Annotated in this window: 15 protein-coding genes; 8 read left to right on the top strand and 7 right to left on the bottom strand. The window is 48.7% G+C overall.

Annotation, left to right across the window (positions count from 1 at the left end):
• Window positions 1-18 precede the first annotated feature (18 nt).
• Complete coding sequence (locus ACFOET_RS02870) at window positions 19-954, top strand: hypothetical protein (RefSeq protein ID WP_379019375.1); 936 nt, start codon at window positions 19-21, stop codon at window positions 952-954.
• Between the two features lie 26 nt (window positions 955-980).
• Here ACFOET_RS02870 and ACFOET_RS02875 read toward each other — a convergent pair whose 3' ends face one another.
• The 5 genes from ACFOET_RS02875 to ACFOET_RS02895 all read right to left on the bottom strand — a co-directional run bounded on the left by ACFOET_RS02875 (window position 981) and on the right by ACFOET_RS02895 (window position 9,384).
• Window positions 981-4,727 (bottom strand): sensor histidine kinase, encoded by a 3,747-nt coding sequence (locus ACFOET_RS02875; protein ID WP_379019377.1) that lies wholly within the window; start codon window positions 4,725-4,727, stop codon window positions 981-983.
• Between the two features lie 168 nt (window positions 4,728-4,895).
• Window positions 4,896-5,666: a succinate dehydrogenase/fumarate reductase iron-sulfur subunit gene (locus ACFOET_RS02880; RefSeq protein ID WP_379019379.1), complete on the bottom strand. Its 771-nt coding sequence runs from the start codon at window positions 5,664-5,666 to the stop codon at window positions 4,896-4,898.
• A 77-nt stretch (window positions 5,667-5,743) separates the two neighbouring features.
• A complete protein-coding gene (locus ACFOET_RS02885) occupies window positions 5,744-7,675 on the bottom strand; it encodes a fumarate reductase/succinate dehydrogenase flavoprotein subunit (protein ID WP_379019381.1) in 1,932 nt (643 codons plus the stop codon).
• A 58-nt stretch (window positions 7,676-7,733) separates the two neighbouring features.
• The gene (locus ACFOET_RS02890; protein WP_379019383.1) at window positions 7,734-8,507 is read right to left on the bottom strand and encodes a succinate dehydrogenase cytochrome b subunit; all 774 of its coding nucleotides are present in this window, start codon (window positions 8,505-8,507) and stop codon (window positions 7,734-7,736) included.
• Between the two features lie 271 nt (window positions 8,508-8,778).
• Window positions 8,779-9,384, bottom strand: a complete 606-nt coding sequence (locus ACFOET_RS02895) for a porin family protein (RefSeq protein ID WP_379019385.1) — start codon at window positions 9,382-9,384, stop codon at window positions 8,779-8,781.
• 162 nt (window positions 9,385-9,546) lie between these two features.
• On the opposite strand from ACFOET_RS02895, the gene ACFOET_RS02900 reads away from it, so the two are divergent.
• The 5 genes from ACFOET_RS02900 (at window position 9,547) to ACFOET_RS02920 (ending at window position 12,548) form a co-directional block, all read left to right on the top strand.
• Window positions 9,547-9,762 (top strand): CsbD family protein, encoded by a 216-nt coding sequence (locus ACFOET_RS02900; protein WP_379019387.1) that lies wholly within the window; start codon window positions 9,547-9,549, stop codon window positions 9,760-9,762.
• Between the two features lie 11 nt (window positions 9,763-9,773).
• Window positions 9,774-10,112 carry a tRNA-binding protein gene (locus ACFOET_RS02905; protein ID WP_379019389.1) on the top strand — a complete coding sequence of 113 codons (339 nt, stop codon included), beginning with the start codon at window positions 9,774-9,776 and terminating at the stop codon, window positions 10,110-10,112.
• A gap of 56 nt (window positions 10,113-10,168) precedes the next feature.
• Entirely contained in the window at window positions 10,169-10,642 is a 474-nt protein-coding gene (locus ACFOET_RS02910) for a nucleoside deaminase (RefSeq protein ID WP_379019391.1), read from the top strand.
• A 171-nt stretch (window positions 10,643-10,813) separates the two neighbouring features.
• On the top strand, window positions 10,814-11,425 hold the full coding sequence (locus ACFOET_RS02915) for a superoxide dismutase (RefSeq protein WP_379019393.1): 612 nt from the start codon (window positions 10,814-10,816) through the stop codon (window positions 11,423-11,425).
• 112 nt (window positions 11,426-11,537) lie between these two features.
• Complete coding sequence (locus ACFOET_RS02920) at window positions 11,538-12,548, top strand: zinc-binding dehydrogenase (RefSeq protein WP_379019395.1); 1,011 nt, start codon at window positions 11,538-11,540, stop codon at window positions 12,546-12,548.
• A 121-nt stretch (window positions 12,549-12,669) separates the two neighbouring features.
• Here ACFOET_RS02920 and ACFOET_RS02925 read toward each other — a convergent pair whose 3' ends face one another.
• Both ACFOET_RS02925 and ACFOET_RS02935 read right to left on the bottom strand, forming a co-directional pair.
• Complete coding sequence (locus tag ACFOET_RS02925) at window positions 12,670-13,113, bottom strand: DinB family protein (protein ID WP_379019397.1); 444 nt, start codon at window positions 13,111-13,113, stop codon at window positions 12,670-12,672.
• Between the two features lie 505 nt (window positions 13,114-13,618).
• Complete coding sequence (locus tag ACFOET_RS02935; RefSeq protein WP_379019399.1) at window positions 13,619-13,828, bottom strand: hypothetical protein; 210 nt, start codon at window positions 13,826-13,828, stop codon at window positions 13,619-13,621.
• Between the two features lie 163 nt (window positions 13,829-13,991).
• Here ACFOET_RS02935 and ACFOET_RS02940 point away from each other — a divergent pair, with 163 nt between their 5' ends.
• Window positions 13,992-15,620: an acyl-CoA carboxylase subunit beta gene (locus ACFOET_RS02940; RefSeq protein ID WP_379019614.1), complete on the top strand. Its 1,629-nt coding sequence runs from the start codon at window positions 13,992-13,994 to the stop codon at window positions 15,618-15,620.
• 104 nt (window positions 15,621-15,724) lie between these two features.
• A complete protein-coding gene (locus ACFOET_RS02945; RefSeq protein WP_379019401.1) occupies window positions 15,725-17,074 on the top strand; it encodes an acyl-CoA dehydrogenase family protein in 1,350 nt (449 codons plus the stop codon).
• The last annotated feature ends 38 nt before the right edge of the window (window positions 17,075-17,112 follow it).

The raw sequence follows: 17,112 nt of genomic DNA on the forward strand, positions 1-17,112 counted from the left end.
GAGTTTGCTGTATAAGCCATGCAAGAATTAGATACAATGCGGGAAACGGGTACGGTGTCCAAGCCTGAAGAATTACGGAAGGATTCTACCAAGATTTATTTCTTTGTGGTTGCTATATTGGCGCTGCTCGCGACCAACGTGTATTTTTATATCAAATATAAGAACACCGGGGAAAGGGTTTATGAACTGGCAAGTGAAAAGGTGAGCATGCAAGCCGAGGTAGACCGTATTGAAGCCGAGCTGGACCGAGTAGCCGACGAAAAGCTTGAATTGAGTACCTCCCTGCAAGCAGCACGGGATAGTGTGCGGAGCACGATTGCCGAACTTAGGCTCCAACTGGCACAGAACAACCTCACACAGGAGCAGTTGGTCAATGCCCAGCAAGAAATAGGGCAGCTGAAATTGCAAGTATCAAAGTACACGGCTTCGGTGGAAAACCTGCAAAAGCAAAATGCACAGTTGGTGTCGGAAACGAATGAGTTGAAGCAGGAGGTATCATCGTCTTTTGACCGGGTTGCTGAGCTTGAAGAGCAAAACATGAACCTTGCCGACAAGGTGCGGCAGGCATCGGCACTGAAGGTGTCAGGGATGTCCATCACCGGTGTCCGGCAGCGCGGTGACAAGGAAAGTGTCGAAACCCGTGCCCGCCGTGTCGACAAATTTAGAATCAACTTCACGATTGCTGACAATCCGCTGGCAGAAACGGGGATGCACGATATTTACCTGCGGGTGATAGACCCAAACGGCAACCTCCGCACCGCAGATAATGGGCTGTTCGAGGTAGACGGCAATCAAATCCAGTACACGTACAAAACAGCGATCGACTTCGCAAACGACGGTGCCGCTTATACCATCGAATGGCAGGATACCAAGCCTTTCCAAAAAGGCACTTACACTATTCTGCTATATGCGGATAACTCCGTAATGGGCCAGAACAGTGCTGTATTGAAATAATCTTTCTTATTTATTTTTGTAAGTCGTCAAGCAATGTGTTGCGGTTGCTGCGGTTTGACGATCTGTGACGCGGGGATGCGCAGGTAGAAGGTGGTACCCTTGCCAACGTAAGTTTCATACCGGATGTTTCCACCCATTGCTTCTACCGCTTGCTTCACAAAAGCCAGTCCGAGACCTGTTCCCGAGCTCTTGGTGGTAAAGTTGGGCTGGAACAGTTTTTCGCGCAGCTCCGGACTTATGCCGTGGCCATTATCCTGAATGGCGAGGGAAACATAATTGGATGCGTCGTAGGTTATCGTTATGCTGATATAGCATTTGCGTTTTGCAATCGTCGCTTCTATTGAATTTTTTATCAGGTTATTGAAAGACCGGAGCAACTGGTCACGGTCGCCATGAATTTTAATGGCGCTGCCGCCACAATGATTGTTGATTTGTATTTTCACACCACTGTTGTTATTGAATACCTCGACCGCCTTATTCAGGATATCCAGCAGGTCGACTTCCTTGAGTTGGGTATCCGGCATTTTGGCGAATTCCGAAAACTCGGACGCAATGCGTGAGAGGCTGTCTATCTGTTCGATAAACGACTCGCTGAACCGTGCAAACCGCTCATCGAACCGCGGATCCTTTTCCTTCCAAGACCGGTTCAGCTGCTGGATGCCCAACTTAAGCGGAGTCAGCGGGTTTTTGATTTCATGGGCAACCTGCTTGGCCATTTCTCGCCATGCGGATTCTCGCTCCGAACGCATGATCGTGTTTGCACTCTGTTCAAGCGCGGCGATCATCAGGTTGTATTCTTTGATGAGGCTACCGATCTCGTCGTGCCTTTTCCAGAAAATGGGTTCATTCGGTTTGCCTATGCTGGTTTTAGCGAGGCTACGCTGCACCAGGGCAAGAGGCGCGGTGATCTTGTTTGCTACAAACACGGCAAACAACCCCAGCACGAGAATGACCAGCGCGTAGATATTGATTAGCGTATTGAGGAGAAGCCCCACATTTTGATCGAATTCTTTCTGGTAACCGTAGTTGGGCAGACTAAGGAACGCTACCGGCTCGTATTCATCGTTTCTGATAGGGGCGTAGGCAGCAATGAAATTGAGTCCACCGATTTGTTCATGCTGGATGAATTCGGATCGTTGGCGACGCGCCACATGCAGCCACGCTCGCGGCTGCATGTACCGTGAGGTCAATCGTAAATCATAAATCCGCGGCTGGGTAGAATAGATCAATTGTCCGTCGATACCGTAAAGGTTAAGATCAGAAGCAATGGATTCGGCGATGGCGTTGAATTGCTCGTCGGTCGAAATCCCGCGGTTTATACTAGCATCTTTCAGCATGCGCGACTCGAGCCGTCGGGCAATATCCACCACATATTTCAAAACGCCGGTTTCTTGCTGCTTCCTGAACTGGCTGCTTATGCTGAAGAACGTGATGAACCCTGCAACGATCAGCGTAAACACGACCGCCACTACCATGAATGTCTGAATTCGTGTGCTATATAACACTTTGCTGGACAAAATAAGGTAACTCCACCTGAGGTTTCTCAGGCTGAAGTCATTGCTGTTTAAAGTCAACACCAGCCAACGGGTTATGTAAGCTATTATAGCAAATAGAAGAAACACCAGAAAGATGAAGGACACTGCGGCCAATTGCATCCAATGGCTTTGTTGCGGTTTGCTGACCACAATCAATGTCCGGCTGTTGGGGCGGTACATCATGTGCTCGAAGCCACCTTCATTGCCGAGCGTGATGTGTTTGCGCTGCTCTGCCGGATAGCTCTCGGCAGAGAGCGGGTATACATAGTCACCGAATTGGCTGACCAAGGAGCCATCGCGGTAGAATGCATATGCGTATTGCGTAATCAGTTCGGTATGCTGTTGGTCTATCCTGCTGTCTGTAAGGATATCCGGATAGGCAGCGAGTTGGCTGAATGAGCGGTTTTGCAATTCGATAAGTAACGTACCCAGTGGGTTGCCTTCGTCCTCTACCGGGAGTTGAGCGAAATATTCAAAATTTCCGAATTGGCTGTTGCCGCGGTAGAAGTTTTCGGACACCTTGATCGCCCCGGATATTACTTTCTCCCGATAAGCCTCCCGTTTACTTGCAGAGCTGTTGCCTATCGGAGTCCAGTCAGGATCAAACTCGTGGGCGACAAATTCATACCGTGAAAGGTAACCGCTCAGGTAAGTTCTTTTCAGGTGCTCATTGAGCAGTTCGCGGTTTTCGCCCCTTGGGTTCTTGAAATATTCAATAAGTATGGGATCTTTGACAATCTCTTTTTCCAGATCATAAAAAAGAGCAAGCGCATTAGCATCGTCAACAGCTTCCAGTTTTGAGATAGCTATTTTCTGCTTTTCTTCTTTCTTATAACGCTGTAGTTGGCTGTGTTTCACGGCGGTTATCGCTGCAAGCAGCAGTAACGTGGAGATAAAAACAGCGAGATCAAATTGGGTTTTCCGTTTGATGTACCATGCCCGCAGGGCAATTAGCATGGTCAGTAAAACGAAGGTAAGCGGGAAGTTATCAGGCGAGATCCGAATAATATACACATGCATGCCGGCCAAGCAAAGGACAACGACTGCTCCGATGGCGAGTAATCGCTTAACGTTGGGAATGATCGAATGAACAAGCCCTACCAGCAAGTCAATGAATAGCAGCAGCGACATCATGCAAAGGCATAGCGCGATAATGCCCATCCAGCTGTAGATATTCAGGTTAAGAATGTTGGTGACGTCGAAGTTAATGTCCGAATTGGTGACGAGGCCCGCAAACACCTCGGTGATGGCAAGACTCATCAAATAAATCAGTAGCCCAAAGATGAACGCCACCACAATATGCCCCGTTTTCGTATGAGCAAATGCCGGAATTTTTAGGCGCCGCCTAAACGTGAACAGATAGCCAATAAACCAAGAGAATGTGATTATATTGAGCAGAAAACCGCCTAAGTGAGGGAAGAGAAAACTGGACGCAAAGTTGCGGGAATCAAAAATGCCGGTATAGAAATGAGAAGCCAACCAGCCGTAATGGAGGTCCAAGTACCGGATGCCAGCCAAACAGCAGGTAAACAGCAGCACGGAAGACCAGACCCAGCCCCGTCCGGCCATCCATACACATATAATATTGCATAGAACAGCGATCGAAAAGCCAGCGAGCATCCACATTGCCAACTCAAGTTTGGAGAAGAACGTATCATGATGGCTATCGCGGAGCGTGACCGAAAACAGGTATTCCCCCGTTATACTTCTGATATTGTAAATCAAAGGGTCGTTATACTCGGCTATTTCCAAGTTGTTGGTAGCAATGAGATCTTTTGAGAACGTATTCTGCAGATAGGGATTGTTTTTCTGAAATTCCGATTTAATGGGGATCAGAAATAGGACAGAAAAATTTCCGGCACTTTTCTTTATTGACTCATACCAGCCGTTGTCTGTTTTGATGATATCAACTCCGTTGCGGATACCAGCATCCGTTTTAGGTACGAATTTGTCGGAGCCCCAGACCACCAGTTCGCTGTTTACGTAGGTAAACAGGTAGATCTCATGTTGTGCCGAAAAGTAGTTGAGGATGTCTTCGGTGAGTTTGACATCGGTTTCCATGGCCTTAAGCACATCATAATTGGTTGTATCGCTGAGGAAATTATAAACGATTTGTTCCTTTTTATGCAGGGCACCTTGGAGTTTCCGGGCATCAAGGAGCAAGGTCTCCTCTTGGTCAAAGGTCAGGTTGATGGTGACGGCCGTTCCGATAAAGCATAACGTTAGAACGAATAGCAAAAGCCTTATTTTGACAACCGTACTCACATTCACTTTTGTAATTTTAATTTACGTAAATATAGAAAATATCTCTGACACTCGCATGCGACTGGATATCAGGGAAATGAAATCCCCACAATGATAACGATTGTGGGGATGACAAATTATTATTACGGCGGTTTGGCGCCGTCAATGTGGCTCTTCCTGTCTGAATAGCTTAGTGGAGAGGTATTCCCGGTTCATCCGGGCAATGTTGGTCAGTTTAATGCCAACGGGGCATTCCGCTTCGCACGCGCCAGTGTTGGTACAATTGCCGAAGCCTTCGGCATCCATTTGGTCAACCATGGCCTGTGCGCGGCTATATCTTTCCGCCTGTCCTTGCGGCAGCAGGGCATACTGAGAAATTTTGGCAGAAACGAACAGCATTGCCGATGCATTTTTACAAGCAGCGACGCATGCGCCGCAGGAGATGCAGGTTGCTGATTCAAACGCTTCATCGGCCACGGTCTTCGGAACGGGGATCGCGTTCGCGTCAGGCACACCTCCGGTGTTTACGTTGACATAGCCGCCTGCTTGTTGAATGCGGTCAAACGCCGAGCGATCGACTGCGAGATCCTTGATGACAGGAAACGCGGAGGCTCTCCACGGTTCTATGACAATGGTCTGCCCGTCGTGAAAGCTGCGCATGTGTAATTGGCAGGTTGTGGTACCCTGCTTTGGTCCGTGTGGTCTCCCATTGATATGCAGCGAGCACATCCCGCAGATACCTTCACGGCAGTCATGATCAAAATGAATAGGGTCTTCGCCCTTCCGAACCAAGTCCTCATTGACTACGTCCAGCATCTCCAAAAAAGCCATATCCGGCGATATACCTGTGGCTTGGTAGGTTACAAACTTACCCCTCGTCTTGTCGTTTTTTTGGCGCCATACTTTCAGCGTCAGGTTCATGTTTCCGCTCATTGTTATTTAGTTACAATTTACGATTTTAGATTACGGTTTACATAATTCACCGATGGCCAAAGAATCTAAAATCTAAATCACTTATAGCTCCGTTGTGTCAATTTTACATTTTCGAATTCAAGGTGTTCCTTGTGAAGTACTTCAGGTTGGTTTTCACCCCGGTATTCCCAGGCGGCCACGTATTTGAAATTCTCGTCGTCCCGCTTGGCCTCACCTTCTTCTGTCTGGCTTTCCTCGCGGAAATGTCCACCACACGATTCACGGCGGTGTAGGGCATCGTCTACCATGAGTTCACCCAGCTCGAGGAAATCGGCTACCCGTCCGGCTTTTTCCAGCGACTGGTTCATTTCTTCGTTTTCACCGAGCACCGTCACGTCACTCCAAAATTCCTTCCGCAATTCCTGTATCAGTCCCTTGGCCTTTATCAATCCAGCTTCGTTGCGAGCCATGCCGCAATATTCCCACATTGTGTGTCCGAGTTTCTTGTGGATATCATCCACGGTCTTGCTTCCCCTAAGTGAAAGCAGTTTGTGCACCTGGGCTTCCACCTCCTGACGGGTTCTCTCGAAATTTGGGTGGTTTTTGTCTACTGGTTCGAAGCCAAGGCCGGCAAGGTAATCGCCCACGGTATATGGGATAACGAAGTAGCCATCAGCCAGCCCCTGCATCAGTGCGGAGGCTCCGAGGCGGTTGGCGCCGTGGTCAGAAAAATTGCACTCACCCAGCGCATACAATCCAGGGACCGAAGTCATCAGGTTGTAATCTACCCACAAGCCTCCCATGGTATAGTGCACAGCGGGATAAATCCGCATGGGCTGTTTGTAAGGGTTTTCATCTGTGATCTGGTAGTACATATCAAACAGGTTTCCGTACTTGGCCCGGACCGTATCTTCGCCAAGGCGGTTTATAGCATCTTCGAAGTCAAGATACACCGCGATACCGGAGGCACCCACACCGCGACCTTCGTCAACCACCTCCTTGGCATTGCGAGAGGCGACATCGCGGGGTACGAGATTACCGAAAGAGGGGTATTTGCGCTCCAGGTAGTAATCCCGATCTTCTTCTTTGATGTCAGCTATCTTGATTTCACCTTTCCGAAGCCTTTGAGCCAGTTCTACGGTCTTAGGTACCCATACGCGTCCATCATTGCGTAGTGACTCTGACATGAGTGTCAGCTTGGATTGGTGATCGCCTGTTACCGGAATGCAGGTTGGGTGTATTTGTGTGTAGCACGGATTACTGAAAAATGCGCCCCGTTTGTGGGCGCGCCATGCTGCCGTGACATTGCAACCCATGGCGTTGGTTGACAGGAAAAATACGTTGCCGTATCCGCCCGTGCAGAGTAGCACGGCATGGCCTTCGTGCGATTCGATAGCGCCGGTTACCATATTACGGGTGATGATGCCCCGTGCATGTCCATCAATAGTGACCAGATCCAGCATCTCATGCCGGTTGTACATCTTTACTTTGCCTTTGTTGATTTGACGGTTGAGCGCAGAGTAAGCACCCAGCAGCAGTTGCTGTCCGGTTTGCCCGCGTGCATAAAACGTCCGCGATACTTGGGCGCCTCCGAAAGACCGGTTATCGAGCAGGCCGCCGTAATCACGGGCGAAGGGCACACCCTGTGCGACACATTGGTCGATGATATTCACCGAAACCTCAGCCAGCCGGTACACATTGGCTTCACGTGCGCGGTAGTCGCCGCCCTTGATCGTGTCATAGAACAGGCGGAATACGCTGTCTCCGTCGTTCTGGTAGTTTTTGGCAGCGTTAATTCCCCCCTGAGCCGCGATTGAATGCGCCCGTCTGGGGCTATCTTGATAGCAAAAAGCCTTAACGTTATAACCCAATTCTGCAAGGGACGCAGCGGCCGATGATCCCGCCAGCCCCGTTCCCACAACGATGATGGTGTATTTCCGTTTATTGGCCGGATTGACCAATTTCAGGTTAAACTTATGGTTTGACCACTTATCGGCCAATGGCCCTGCTGGTGTTTTTGAATCTAACATACGTTCGAGTCTATATATCATTGTGCCCGTGAATCGCATGCGCGGGCTTCATAACAGTTTAGTTGAAAAAATAAAAATAGATCGGCATGGATGCAAACCCAATGGGGATAGCCACCCCGAACAGCCATATGCCGAGGAACCGCACGATCGGAGCGTACTTCCTATGATCCCACCCCAATGTCTGGAATGCACTTTTGAACCCATGAATGAGGTGGAACGATAGGGCAGCCATGGAAATGACATAAAAAGCCACCAGCAACCAGTTGGTGAAGGTAAACTGAACCTGTTTATAGAGATCTTTTGCTTTAAGTACCTCTACATCATTGTCTACATATTTAATATAGTCAGTGTACTCGTCGCCAATCAGTTCGGTCACTGTAGTTTCCTGTGTAGCCAGATCGGTACGGTATTCAACATAGGGAACGCCATCGTTGTGGTATTTCCACCAAAAGTTGCTCATGTGGGTGACGATAAACACCAGCAATACCGTTCCAAGAATGCCCATGTTGCGGGAACTCCAGGCACTATTTGCCGAACCTTGAAACACGGCATATCCCACTGGACGTGCTTTGCGGTTATTGATGGTGACAACCAATGCATAGATGGCATGAACGACAATGGAAATATAAAGCAGGTAAGAGACGATTCGGATAGGGATGAAATGCGTCATAAAATGAGCATAGTCATTGAAAGCCTTTCCTTGATCGTTGTAAAATAATTGTAAATTGCCAATTAGGTGTATGATTAAAAAAATACACAGAAACAAACCTGTGAAACTCATAATCAGCTTTTTCCCCAGTGATGAAGAAAGCAGGTGTTTGGACTTACTCATTCTCCTCGATGATTTTAATTTTGGTAAGCAAATCTACCAATAGATTTAATACGGTTGAAAACAAACAAGGAAAATCGGTAATTTAGAAATATTCTAAGAGAAGGTCAAGGACGTTGCAGAACGGTGTTTCAAAAAGGACTGTCATTGAACTTTGTATTGCAAGTATATTAATGACAAGCCAATAAATTGCAAAACCCTCAAAATCGCGGCCGAAAACAGACTTGACTTTGAGGGTTTTGCAATTTAAGGGGAAACCGAAACATTGCGGCAGTTAGAACAGGCGGTAGCCCACTCCCAGCGACCAAAGATTAATCTTTTGTGACCGATTGCTGTTCTCACTCAAATTGCTTAAGCCGTGTTCATATCGTAGGTCCGCCCTGAACTTGCTGATGTCTACCCCGAGGCCACCTGTTACCGCCCACGCCTGGCTCTTATAACTGTTGAAGTCGGTGACATCCTGAAGGGCTTGGCCAATTCCCTCGTCTACCACAAAAGAAACCACAGGTCCGGCCTGTACCCGTACACCCAACGGTCCGAGTCCGATCCGGGTACCTAAAAGTAAAGGCAAGTCCAAACTGGTAAACGTTACGTTAGCTGTTACATTTCCGCCTTCGGGATTGTCGAATTCGGCTTTTGAGCTTTTTCCGGTAAAGTAAAGTTCAGGTTGAAAATGTACTCCCGCACCGCCTATCCGTGCCCAGATACCAGCCTGATACCCTGTGCGGGTGCTTCCGTCAAGCCAATTACCATCATCCGTCCTCAAGGTGGAGAAGTTTAGCGCCCCTTTCAAACCTAACTGGAAAGTAGGCATTAGTTGGGCATTTGCCGCCAGAATAGTCGACGACACCAGAAAAGCAATAATAAGGTACTTTTTCATAATGTATTCCTTTAATTTAAAATACGGTTGTAAAACTGTTTCCAGCATTTCCTGCAAAATTCAAGCCGAAATTGAAAACCGGCGGAGGGCGGATGTGCAATGCCCGTAAAGCTTGGATATAACTAGCAAGTTAGCTAAGTTTGTGGTCAAAATTGATGGAACATGGCGGCAATCAAAATCAGCCCAGACGAATGGGAAATATTGAAAAAGAAGTTCAGGCGAAAGTACAATCACCTTTCGGATGACGACCTTGCCTACGAACAGGGGAAAGAAGAGGAGTTGATCGGCCGACTGGCCAACAGGGTAAAGCGCAACAGGGAGTACATCTTGTTTACGCTGAAAAAAGGGTTGGCAGATCTGGAAAGTAACCGGCTTTAGCACATCGCTTCATGGAAGAAATCACTTGGCACGACTTTGAAAAGGTAGCCTTACATGTAGGCACGATCATAGCGGTTGAAGATTTTCCGACGGCGCGTAAAACAGCCTATAAGCTCCGGATAGACTTCGGCAAAAAGATCGGCATACGACGGAGCAGCGCACAGATTACCAAGCACTATAGCAAAGACGAATTGATCGGCAAGCAGGTGATCGGTGTGGTCAACTTCCCCAAGAAACAGATAGCCGATTTCATCTCGGAATGTTTGGTTACGGGGTTTGCAGACGAAAATGGCGACATCGTGCTCAGCACTGTGGAACGCAATGTGCCCAATGGGGCCAAACTTGTTTGACACCGGCTACCCAGCAATTTGTTTACGCAGCACGTTATATTACGCAATACCGACCCATGAGATACATCAACTTCGAAGATACCGGCGATGCAATCTCCGACGAGGTTTTCATGAAAGAAGCGCTCAAGGAGGCCCATATCGCGTTGGAGCAGGATGAAGTGCCCATCGGTGCTGTCATCGTGTCAAAAAACAGAATTATCGGGCGGGGCCACAACCTAACGGAGCGGCTGAATGACGTGACCGCACATGCCGAAATGCAGGCATTTACCGCCGCGGCTAACTACGTTGGGGGCAAATACTTACACGATTGTACGTTGTATGTGACCATAGAGCCCTGCGTGATGTGCGCAGGCGCCGCTTATTGGACACAGATATCACGGATCGTGTTTGGCGCACGGGATGAGAAACGCGGATTTTCCGTCTTCGGTAGTCAGCTGCTACATCCTAAAACAACTGTCATCAGTGGTATTTTAGCCGAAGAAAGTGCAACGCTTATCACGTCATTTTTCCGTAATAAACGAGCGCAATAGATGTTTTGCTAGTGGTGTTGAAAACAAAATAGCGCATTTAACCGTTTACATAACCAGCACGGTTGCCTAAACACGGGTTAGCAAAGGATCGGAGAGTTGCTTTTAAAGGCAACTTTAGCTAAGTTTGTCAAACACTTAATAACTAATTTTTAATTTAAAATAATACATACTATGGCTTTTGAACTACCGGCGTTACCGTACGCCACTGACGCATTGGAACCCCATATTGACAAAGAAACCATGGAAATACACCATGGAAAGCACCATCAAGCTTATGTAGATAACCTGAATAAGGCCATCGCGGGCACGGATGCAGAAAGCCTGACCATCGAAGAGATCTGCGCGAACATTTCGAAATATCCTGCAGCCGTGCGCAACAATGGGGGCGGGCATTACAACCACTCATTGTTCTGGACCGTTCTGTCTCAGAATGGCGGAGGCACACCTTCAGGCGATCTGGCAGCGGCCATTGATGAGGCGTTCGGGTCATTCGACGAACTAAAGAAAAAGCTGCAGGAAGCCGGAGCAACACGGTTTGGTTCAGGCTGGGCCTGGTTGGTGGTAGATGATGCGGGTAAGCTTCAGGTAACCTCAACACCGAACCAGGACAATCCATTGTTTGACATTGCTGAAGTAAGAGGCACACCGATATTGGGTATCGACGTATGGGAACATGCCTATTATCTAAAATATCAAAACAAGCGTCCGGGATATTTGGAAGCAATTTTTAACGTCATCGATTGGGATGCTGTAGCCAAGCGTTACGCAGACGCTATCAAGTAAAGTAAACAAGCTGAAATCGAATAGCAAAAATGGCGGTCATACTTTGCGGTATGCATCGCCATTTTTTTTGTGTGCGGTATTTATGCAAATCTGTTTATAGTATTATAGCCTTATGACTAAAACAATGCAAGCGATCGTCCTTGATGGAATTAAGGAATCGCTGATATTGAAAAAAATACCTGTACCCGATTTGGAACGCGGTGAAGCATTAGTGCGCGTTAGGGCAGCTTCATTCAACCGTCGTGATTGGTGGATACAGCAAGGGCAGTATGCGGGGCTGAAGTTTCCCATCGTGCTCGGTTCTGACGGCGCAGGCATTGTCGAGTCGGTTGGCGGGGAAGCTCACGAAGGCTGGGTGGGTAAGGAGGTGATCATTAACCCGTCCCTGGCATGGGGTGACAGCCAAGGCGCTCAGCAAAAGACCTTTTCTATTTTAGGGTTGCCCCATGACGGCACCTTTGCGGAGTATGTGCGGGTATCGGTGGCAAACCTGCATGAAAAACCACGGCACCTTTCGTTTGAAGAAGCGGCTGCGCTGCCCCTGGGTGGGCTCACGGCCTACCGGGCCCTCTTTAGCCGCGCAGGGCTGGAAGCGGGACAAAACGTTTTGGTGATGGGCGCCGGAGGAGGTGTAGCTACTTTCACCCTTCAGTGGGCTGTACAGGCAGGCGCCACCGTGTATGTCACTTCCAGTACCATGGCGAAAATCGAACGAGCTGTGGCGTTAGGCGCCGAAGGGGGCGTGCTGTATAATCATGATAATTGGGCACAGCAGCTGCAGGAGTTGGCGGGTGGTTTTGATGTGATTGTAGACAGCGCCTTAGGGGACGCTTTTGCGCATCACCTCGATTTAGCAAAACCAGGTGGCAAGATTGTGTTTTTCGGCGGCACTGCAGGAGACCTGCCACCACTCAATGGGCGCAAAATATTCTGGAAACAGCTTTCGTTATTGGGAACAACCATGGGATCGCCAGCAGACTTTGCCAATATGCTCGACTTTGTAAACCGCCACAGCATAAAACCGGTCATCGATAGCGTTCATCCACTGAAGCACGCAGAAATTGCACTACGAAAGATGGACACATCGGCTCAGTTTGGTAAGATCGTGCTACGAGTGGAGTGACTTAGGCGAATTATAGATTGCCTCAAGTTCAGCGCTGCGCAGACGTATGTCGATACGCTATCGGCCAGATATTGGATGACTTCGAAGCGTTGTTCAAGGAGCGGCTGAAAACTAAGCTGATTTATCGCCGATATAGAATATAGTCTGTTGCCAAAGGCTCCATACCATTTTGCCTGAATAACAGTGCGAGCTGCCCACGGTGATAGGTCGTGTGGTTGATCACATGTAAGAAAATATCACCTGCGGTATTGGCAAATCGTTGGCCTTTGCTATTAACGTATGTGATTTCGGTAGTTAGATCGACGGTGTCCAAGACCGTGATCGTTTGGTCGTGATTGTGTCGGTCTATGGCCTCGAACGCGTCAGTTGGGTGAAGTTCCCACACGTTGTAGGCAGGTGACTGCCCGGCAATCCGGTGATTCCATATATGATGGGCACTCAGTATATGGCTGAATATTGATATTGATTTCGCACCGGCTACCGCCGATTGTTTATGCAGTATTGCCGCCAGTTGCTGGTTGCACTGGTGATTATATGCAAACAGTCGTTCCAACGTTTCGTTCATTTTCCTCCGCTTACTTCAATGAATGTACCTGTAGTATAAGAAGATTTTTCAGAAGCCAGCCAAAGGATAGCTTCTGCGACCTCCGCGTATTCCCTCGGCAGCTACCTCTTTCGAGAGCCCGAGGGTGAAGGTATCCAGGGCGCCTTTTGCTTGACCCGGTGATGAGAATATTTCGCATGCTGTTTGTCATTTATTCATTCTGTAGCTTAACGACTGCTATTTTGCATTACTGCTGCCCTTAGCGGCCTGGTTTACAAAAATGCATAAAAAGTTGCTACCGATCCAGATACAAATAATATATGGTTGAGTAAATAACAAACGGAGCACGGCTATAGGTGCGCTAAACAGGTGTGCCTGATAGGAACCATCTGCCAAATCGGATATCAGCGCAAAGCGATATGAGCGGTAGAACTATCATTTTTCGCCGGATGCGAAAAAGAAAAAGGGGCAACCTGTTTGGATGCCCCGTTTTCGGCTATTAATCCAGTATTTGTAAGCGTTAACCTTACAAAGAATCTTCTGTTAACGAATCAAGAGAATCGATAGCAGCACCACCGATAGAGTCAATGGAATCGGTAGTAGCGTCAACTTGGGATTCGATTTGGTTTGTCAACGAATCATCAGTTTGTTCACTTTCTGAAGTAGTGTTGTTGCAAGCAGCTACAGCTACTGAAAGCGCTAGGCCCAAAAAACCGAATTTAAATACATTTTTCATTGTTACTTTCTTTTTTGGTTAAAAACAAATTGTTTATTTACCTCTTAATACGCGGTTGCAGGAAAGGTAACCCATAAAAAATAAAATTCTGAACCGCTGTGAACGTTGATCTCCATCATCCGCTTTGGAGGAAATAAAAGAATACCGTATCTTGTAACCCATGATAAACCTTGAATTTAACCAATATGAAGATCTGAATAAGCTGGCTGTATTCGAACTGAAAAACCGACTGAAGAAGGTGTATGCCGGGGGCGGGCCAAAAGCTGCGGAAAAGCAAAAGGCAAAAGGAAAGATGTTGGTGCGCGAGCGGATCGCTTACCTGCTGGATAACGATCGGCCTTGGCTGGAGATCGGTGCGCTGGCTGCCGACGGGATGTATGCAGCGGATGGTGGATGCCCTTCGGCGGGTGTAGTAACCGGCATTGGTTACATTGCTGGGAGACAGTGTGTGATAGTGGCTAACGACGCTACTGTCAAAGCTGGTGCTTGGTTTCCGATGACGGCAAAGAAAAATTTGCGTGCGCAGGAAATCGCCATGGAGAACCGGTTGCCGATCATTTACCTGGTTGATTCGGCAGGGGTGTACCTGCCTATGCAGGAGGATATTTTTCCAGACAAGGAGCATTTCGGACGGATTTTCCGTAACAACGCCCGGATGAGCAGCGAAGGGATCGTGCAGATTGCTGCCATCATGGGGGCGTGCGTAGCCGGTGGTGCTTACCTGCCCATCATGAGCGATGAGGCGATGATCGTGGATGGCACTGGGTCGGTGTTTTTAGCCGGATCTTACCTAGTGAAGTCGGCGATTGGCGAATCGGTGGACAATGAAGCTCTCGGAGGAGCGACCACACACTGCGAAATTTCGGGAGTAACAGACTATAAACACGCCGACGATCAGGCTTGCTTAAGTTCGATCCGCAAAATCATGGGGATGCTAGGAAAGCCGAAAGACGCGGGCTTTGACCGGATAAAGCCGGCACCGCCGAAGCTGAATGAACAGGATATATATGGCATTGTTCCGTCGTCCCGCGAAAAGCCATATGATATAAAGGAGGTTATCTTGCGACTGGCAGACAACTCGGAATTTGAAGAATATAAAGCCCTGTACGGACAAAGCATTGTCTGCGGGTTGGCCAGAGTAGATGGCTGGGCGGTCGGCTTTGTAGCCAATCAGCGCAAGGTGGTAAAGAGCAAGAAAGGGGAGATGCAGTTTGGGGGGGTCATCTATTCGGACGCAGCGGATAAGGCTACGCGCTTCATTATGAACTGCAACCAGAAGAAAATTCCCTTGGTTTTTCTTCAGGATGTAACGGGATTTATGGTAGGCAGCCGTGCTGAGCAGGGCGGAATCATCAAGGATGGCGCTAAAATGGTCAACGCCGTAGCCAATTCCGTGGTACCGAAAATCACCATTGTAGTGGGCAATTCTTATGGCGCTGGCAATTATGCCATGTGTGGCAAAGCGTATGACCCGCGACTGATCGTCGCATGGCCCTCCGCCAAGATCGCCGTGATGGGCGGTGCGCAGGCTGCTAAGACGTTGCTGCAGATTCAAACGGCATCGCTGAAGGCAAAAGGTATGGAAATTGACAGCAAGAAGGAGGAAGCGCTGCTCAAGGAAATCACAGAACGGTACAACGAACAGACCACGCCGTATTATGCCGCTGCTCGGATGTGGGTAGACGGGATCATAGACCCGCTGGACACGAGAAAAGTGATTTCCATGGGTATCGAAGCCGCCAACCAAGCGCCTATCGAAAGGGCTTTCAATGTAGGGGTGATACAAACCTGAGGTTGAAGCGATCAATTGAGCGCCGCCAGCGGAAAAATATAGGCGCTTTTTTATCGTTGGTGATGATAAAAAAGCGCAATGTAAAATGTAGAAAAAGAAAGGCAATGTTATCAAAAATCAAAAAAGCTTACCAACTGTTTAAAAGCATTGATTTCGAGCAATTGGATAGATTATCGCGCAAGGTTGACCTGCCAAAAGTAATGGACACATTCTCCAAACTTGATGAAAAGCAGTTGAATGGCTTCATGAAGATGTTGGATGGCAGTAAGCCTAAAAAGGAGCTGCCGCCGATCAATGGCGATTTCTATGAACTGCATCTCCGGCTTAGCGAGGAGGATCGGGCCCTGCAACTGAAAGTGCGCGAGTTTATGGAAAGGGAGATACGTCCGTTGGTCAACCAATATTGGCTCCGTGACGAATTTCCCTTCGAAATAATCCCCAAGTTGGCTGAATTGAATATCTGTGGCCTGACGTATGAAGGGTATGGCTGCGCCGGCAAATCTTCTCTCATGGAAGGTATCGTTGCTATGGAAATTGCCCGTATAGATGCGTCGGTTGCGACATTTTTTGGGGTGCAAAGCGGATTAGCCATGGGTTCGATTTACCTATGCGGTTCCGACGCCCAGAAAGAGGAATGGCTGCCAGCCATGCAGCAGATGAAGCTGATCGGCGCATTTGGCCTCACCGAACCGGAGGTCGGCTCGGGGGCGGCAGGCGGGCTGACGGTGACTGCACGCCGGACAGACGATGGTTGGGTGCTCAATGGCCAGAAAAAGTGGATAGGCAATGCAACGTTTGCCGATGTGACGGTCATCTGGGCGAAGGATGTCGCCGATGGTGAGGTGAAAGGGTTTTTGGTGCGGAAAGGAACGCCCGGATTTTCGGTAGAAAAAATCAAGGGTAAGATGGCCCTACGTATCGTACAGAATGGGTTGATCACGCTGGCGGACTGTGTGGTCGAGGACCGCGATCGCTTGCAAAATGCTCATTCCTTCAAAGATACCGCCAAAGTGCTGCAACTGACCCGGGCCGGCGTAGCGTGGATGGCTGTGGGATGTGCTCGGGGAGCGTATGAAAGTGCGCTTGACTATACACGCAAACGCAAGCAATTCGGCAAGCCAATAGCCTCCTTCCAGCTAATCCAGAACCATTTGGTGGAAATGCTGTCTAATCTCACGGCGATGCAGACCTTGGTATACCGCCTGTCCGAATTGCAGGATGCCGGTATGCTGCGCGACGAACATGCTTCGCTGGCAAAGGTATTCTGCACGCTGCGCACGCGAGACATTGTTAGCCAGGCGCGGGAAGTGATGGGTGGCAACGGCATCTTGCTGGAGTATGACGTAGCCCGTTTTCTGGCCGATGCCGAGGCCATCTACTCCTACGAAGGCACGAAGGAAATCAATTCGCTGATCGTTGGCCGGTCAATTACGGGGTTCAGCGCGTTTGTTTGAAACAGACCTTGGTCGAAACGTCAACAATCAAATTGGTG

This window comes from Parapedobacter deserti (genome assembly GCF_042646065.1).
GTDB lineage: Bacteria > Bacteroidota > Bacteroidia > Sphingobacteriales > Sphingobacteriaceae > Parapedobacter > Parapedobacter deserti.

What these genes read in the sequence shown, in the direction of transcription:
- ACFOET_RS02870 (WP_379019375.1), top strand. Translation starts at nt 19, where the DNA reads ATGCAAGAATTAGATACAATGCGGGAAACGGGTACGGTGTCCAAGCCT.
- ACFOET_RS02880 (WP_379019379.1), bottom strand. Translation starts at nt 5,666, where the DNA reads ATGAGCGGAAACATGAACCTGACGCTGAAAGTATGGCGCCAAAAAAAC.
- ACFOET_RS02885 (WP_379019381.1), bottom strand. Translation starts at nt 7,675, where the DNA reads ATGTTAGATTCAAAAACACCAGCAGGGCCATTGGCCGATAAGTGGTCA.
- ACFOET_RS02890 (WP_379019383.1), bottom strand. Translation starts at nt 8,507, where the DNA reads ATGAGTAAGTCCAAACACCTGCTTTCTTCATCACTGGGGAAAAAGCTG.
- ACFOET_RS02895 (WP_379019385.1), bottom strand. Translation starts at nt 9,384, where the DNA reads ATGAAAAAGTACCTTATTATTGCTTTTCTGGTGTCGTCGACTATTCTG.
- ACFOET_RS02900 (WP_379019387.1), top strand. Translation starts at nt 9,547, where the DNA reads ATGGCGGCAATCAAAATCAGCCCAGACGAATGGGAAATATTGAAAAAG.
- ACFOET_RS02905 (WP_379019389.1), top strand. Translation starts at nt 9,774, where the DNA reads ATGGAAGAAATCACTTGGCACGACTTTGAAAAGGTAGCCTTACATGTA.
- ACFOET_RS02910 (WP_379019391.1), top strand. Translation starts at nt 10,169, where the DNA reads ATGAGATACATCAACTTCGAAGATACCGGCGATGCAATCTCCGACGAG.
- ACFOET_RS02915 (WP_379019393.1), top strand. Translation starts at nt 10,814, where the DNA reads ATGGCTTTTGAACTACCGGCGTTACCGTACGCCACTGACGCATTGGAA.
- ACFOET_RS02920 (WP_379019395.1), top strand. Translation starts at nt 11,538, where the DNA reads ATGACTAAAACAATGCAAGCGATCGTCCTTGATGGAATTAAGGAATCG.
- ACFOET_RS02925 (WP_379019397.1), bottom strand. Translation starts at nt 13,113, where the DNA reads ATGAACGAAACGTTGGAACGACTGTTTGCATATAATCACCAGTGCAAC.
- ACFOET_RS02935 (WP_379019399.1), bottom strand. Translation starts at nt 13,828, where the DNA reads ATGAAAAATGTATTTAAATTCGGTTTTTTGGGCCTAGCGCTTTCAGTA.
- ACFOET_RS02945 (WP_379019401.1), top strand. Translation starts at nt 15,725, where the DNA reads ATGTTATCAAAAATCAAAAAAGCTTACCAACTGTTTAAAAGCATTGAT.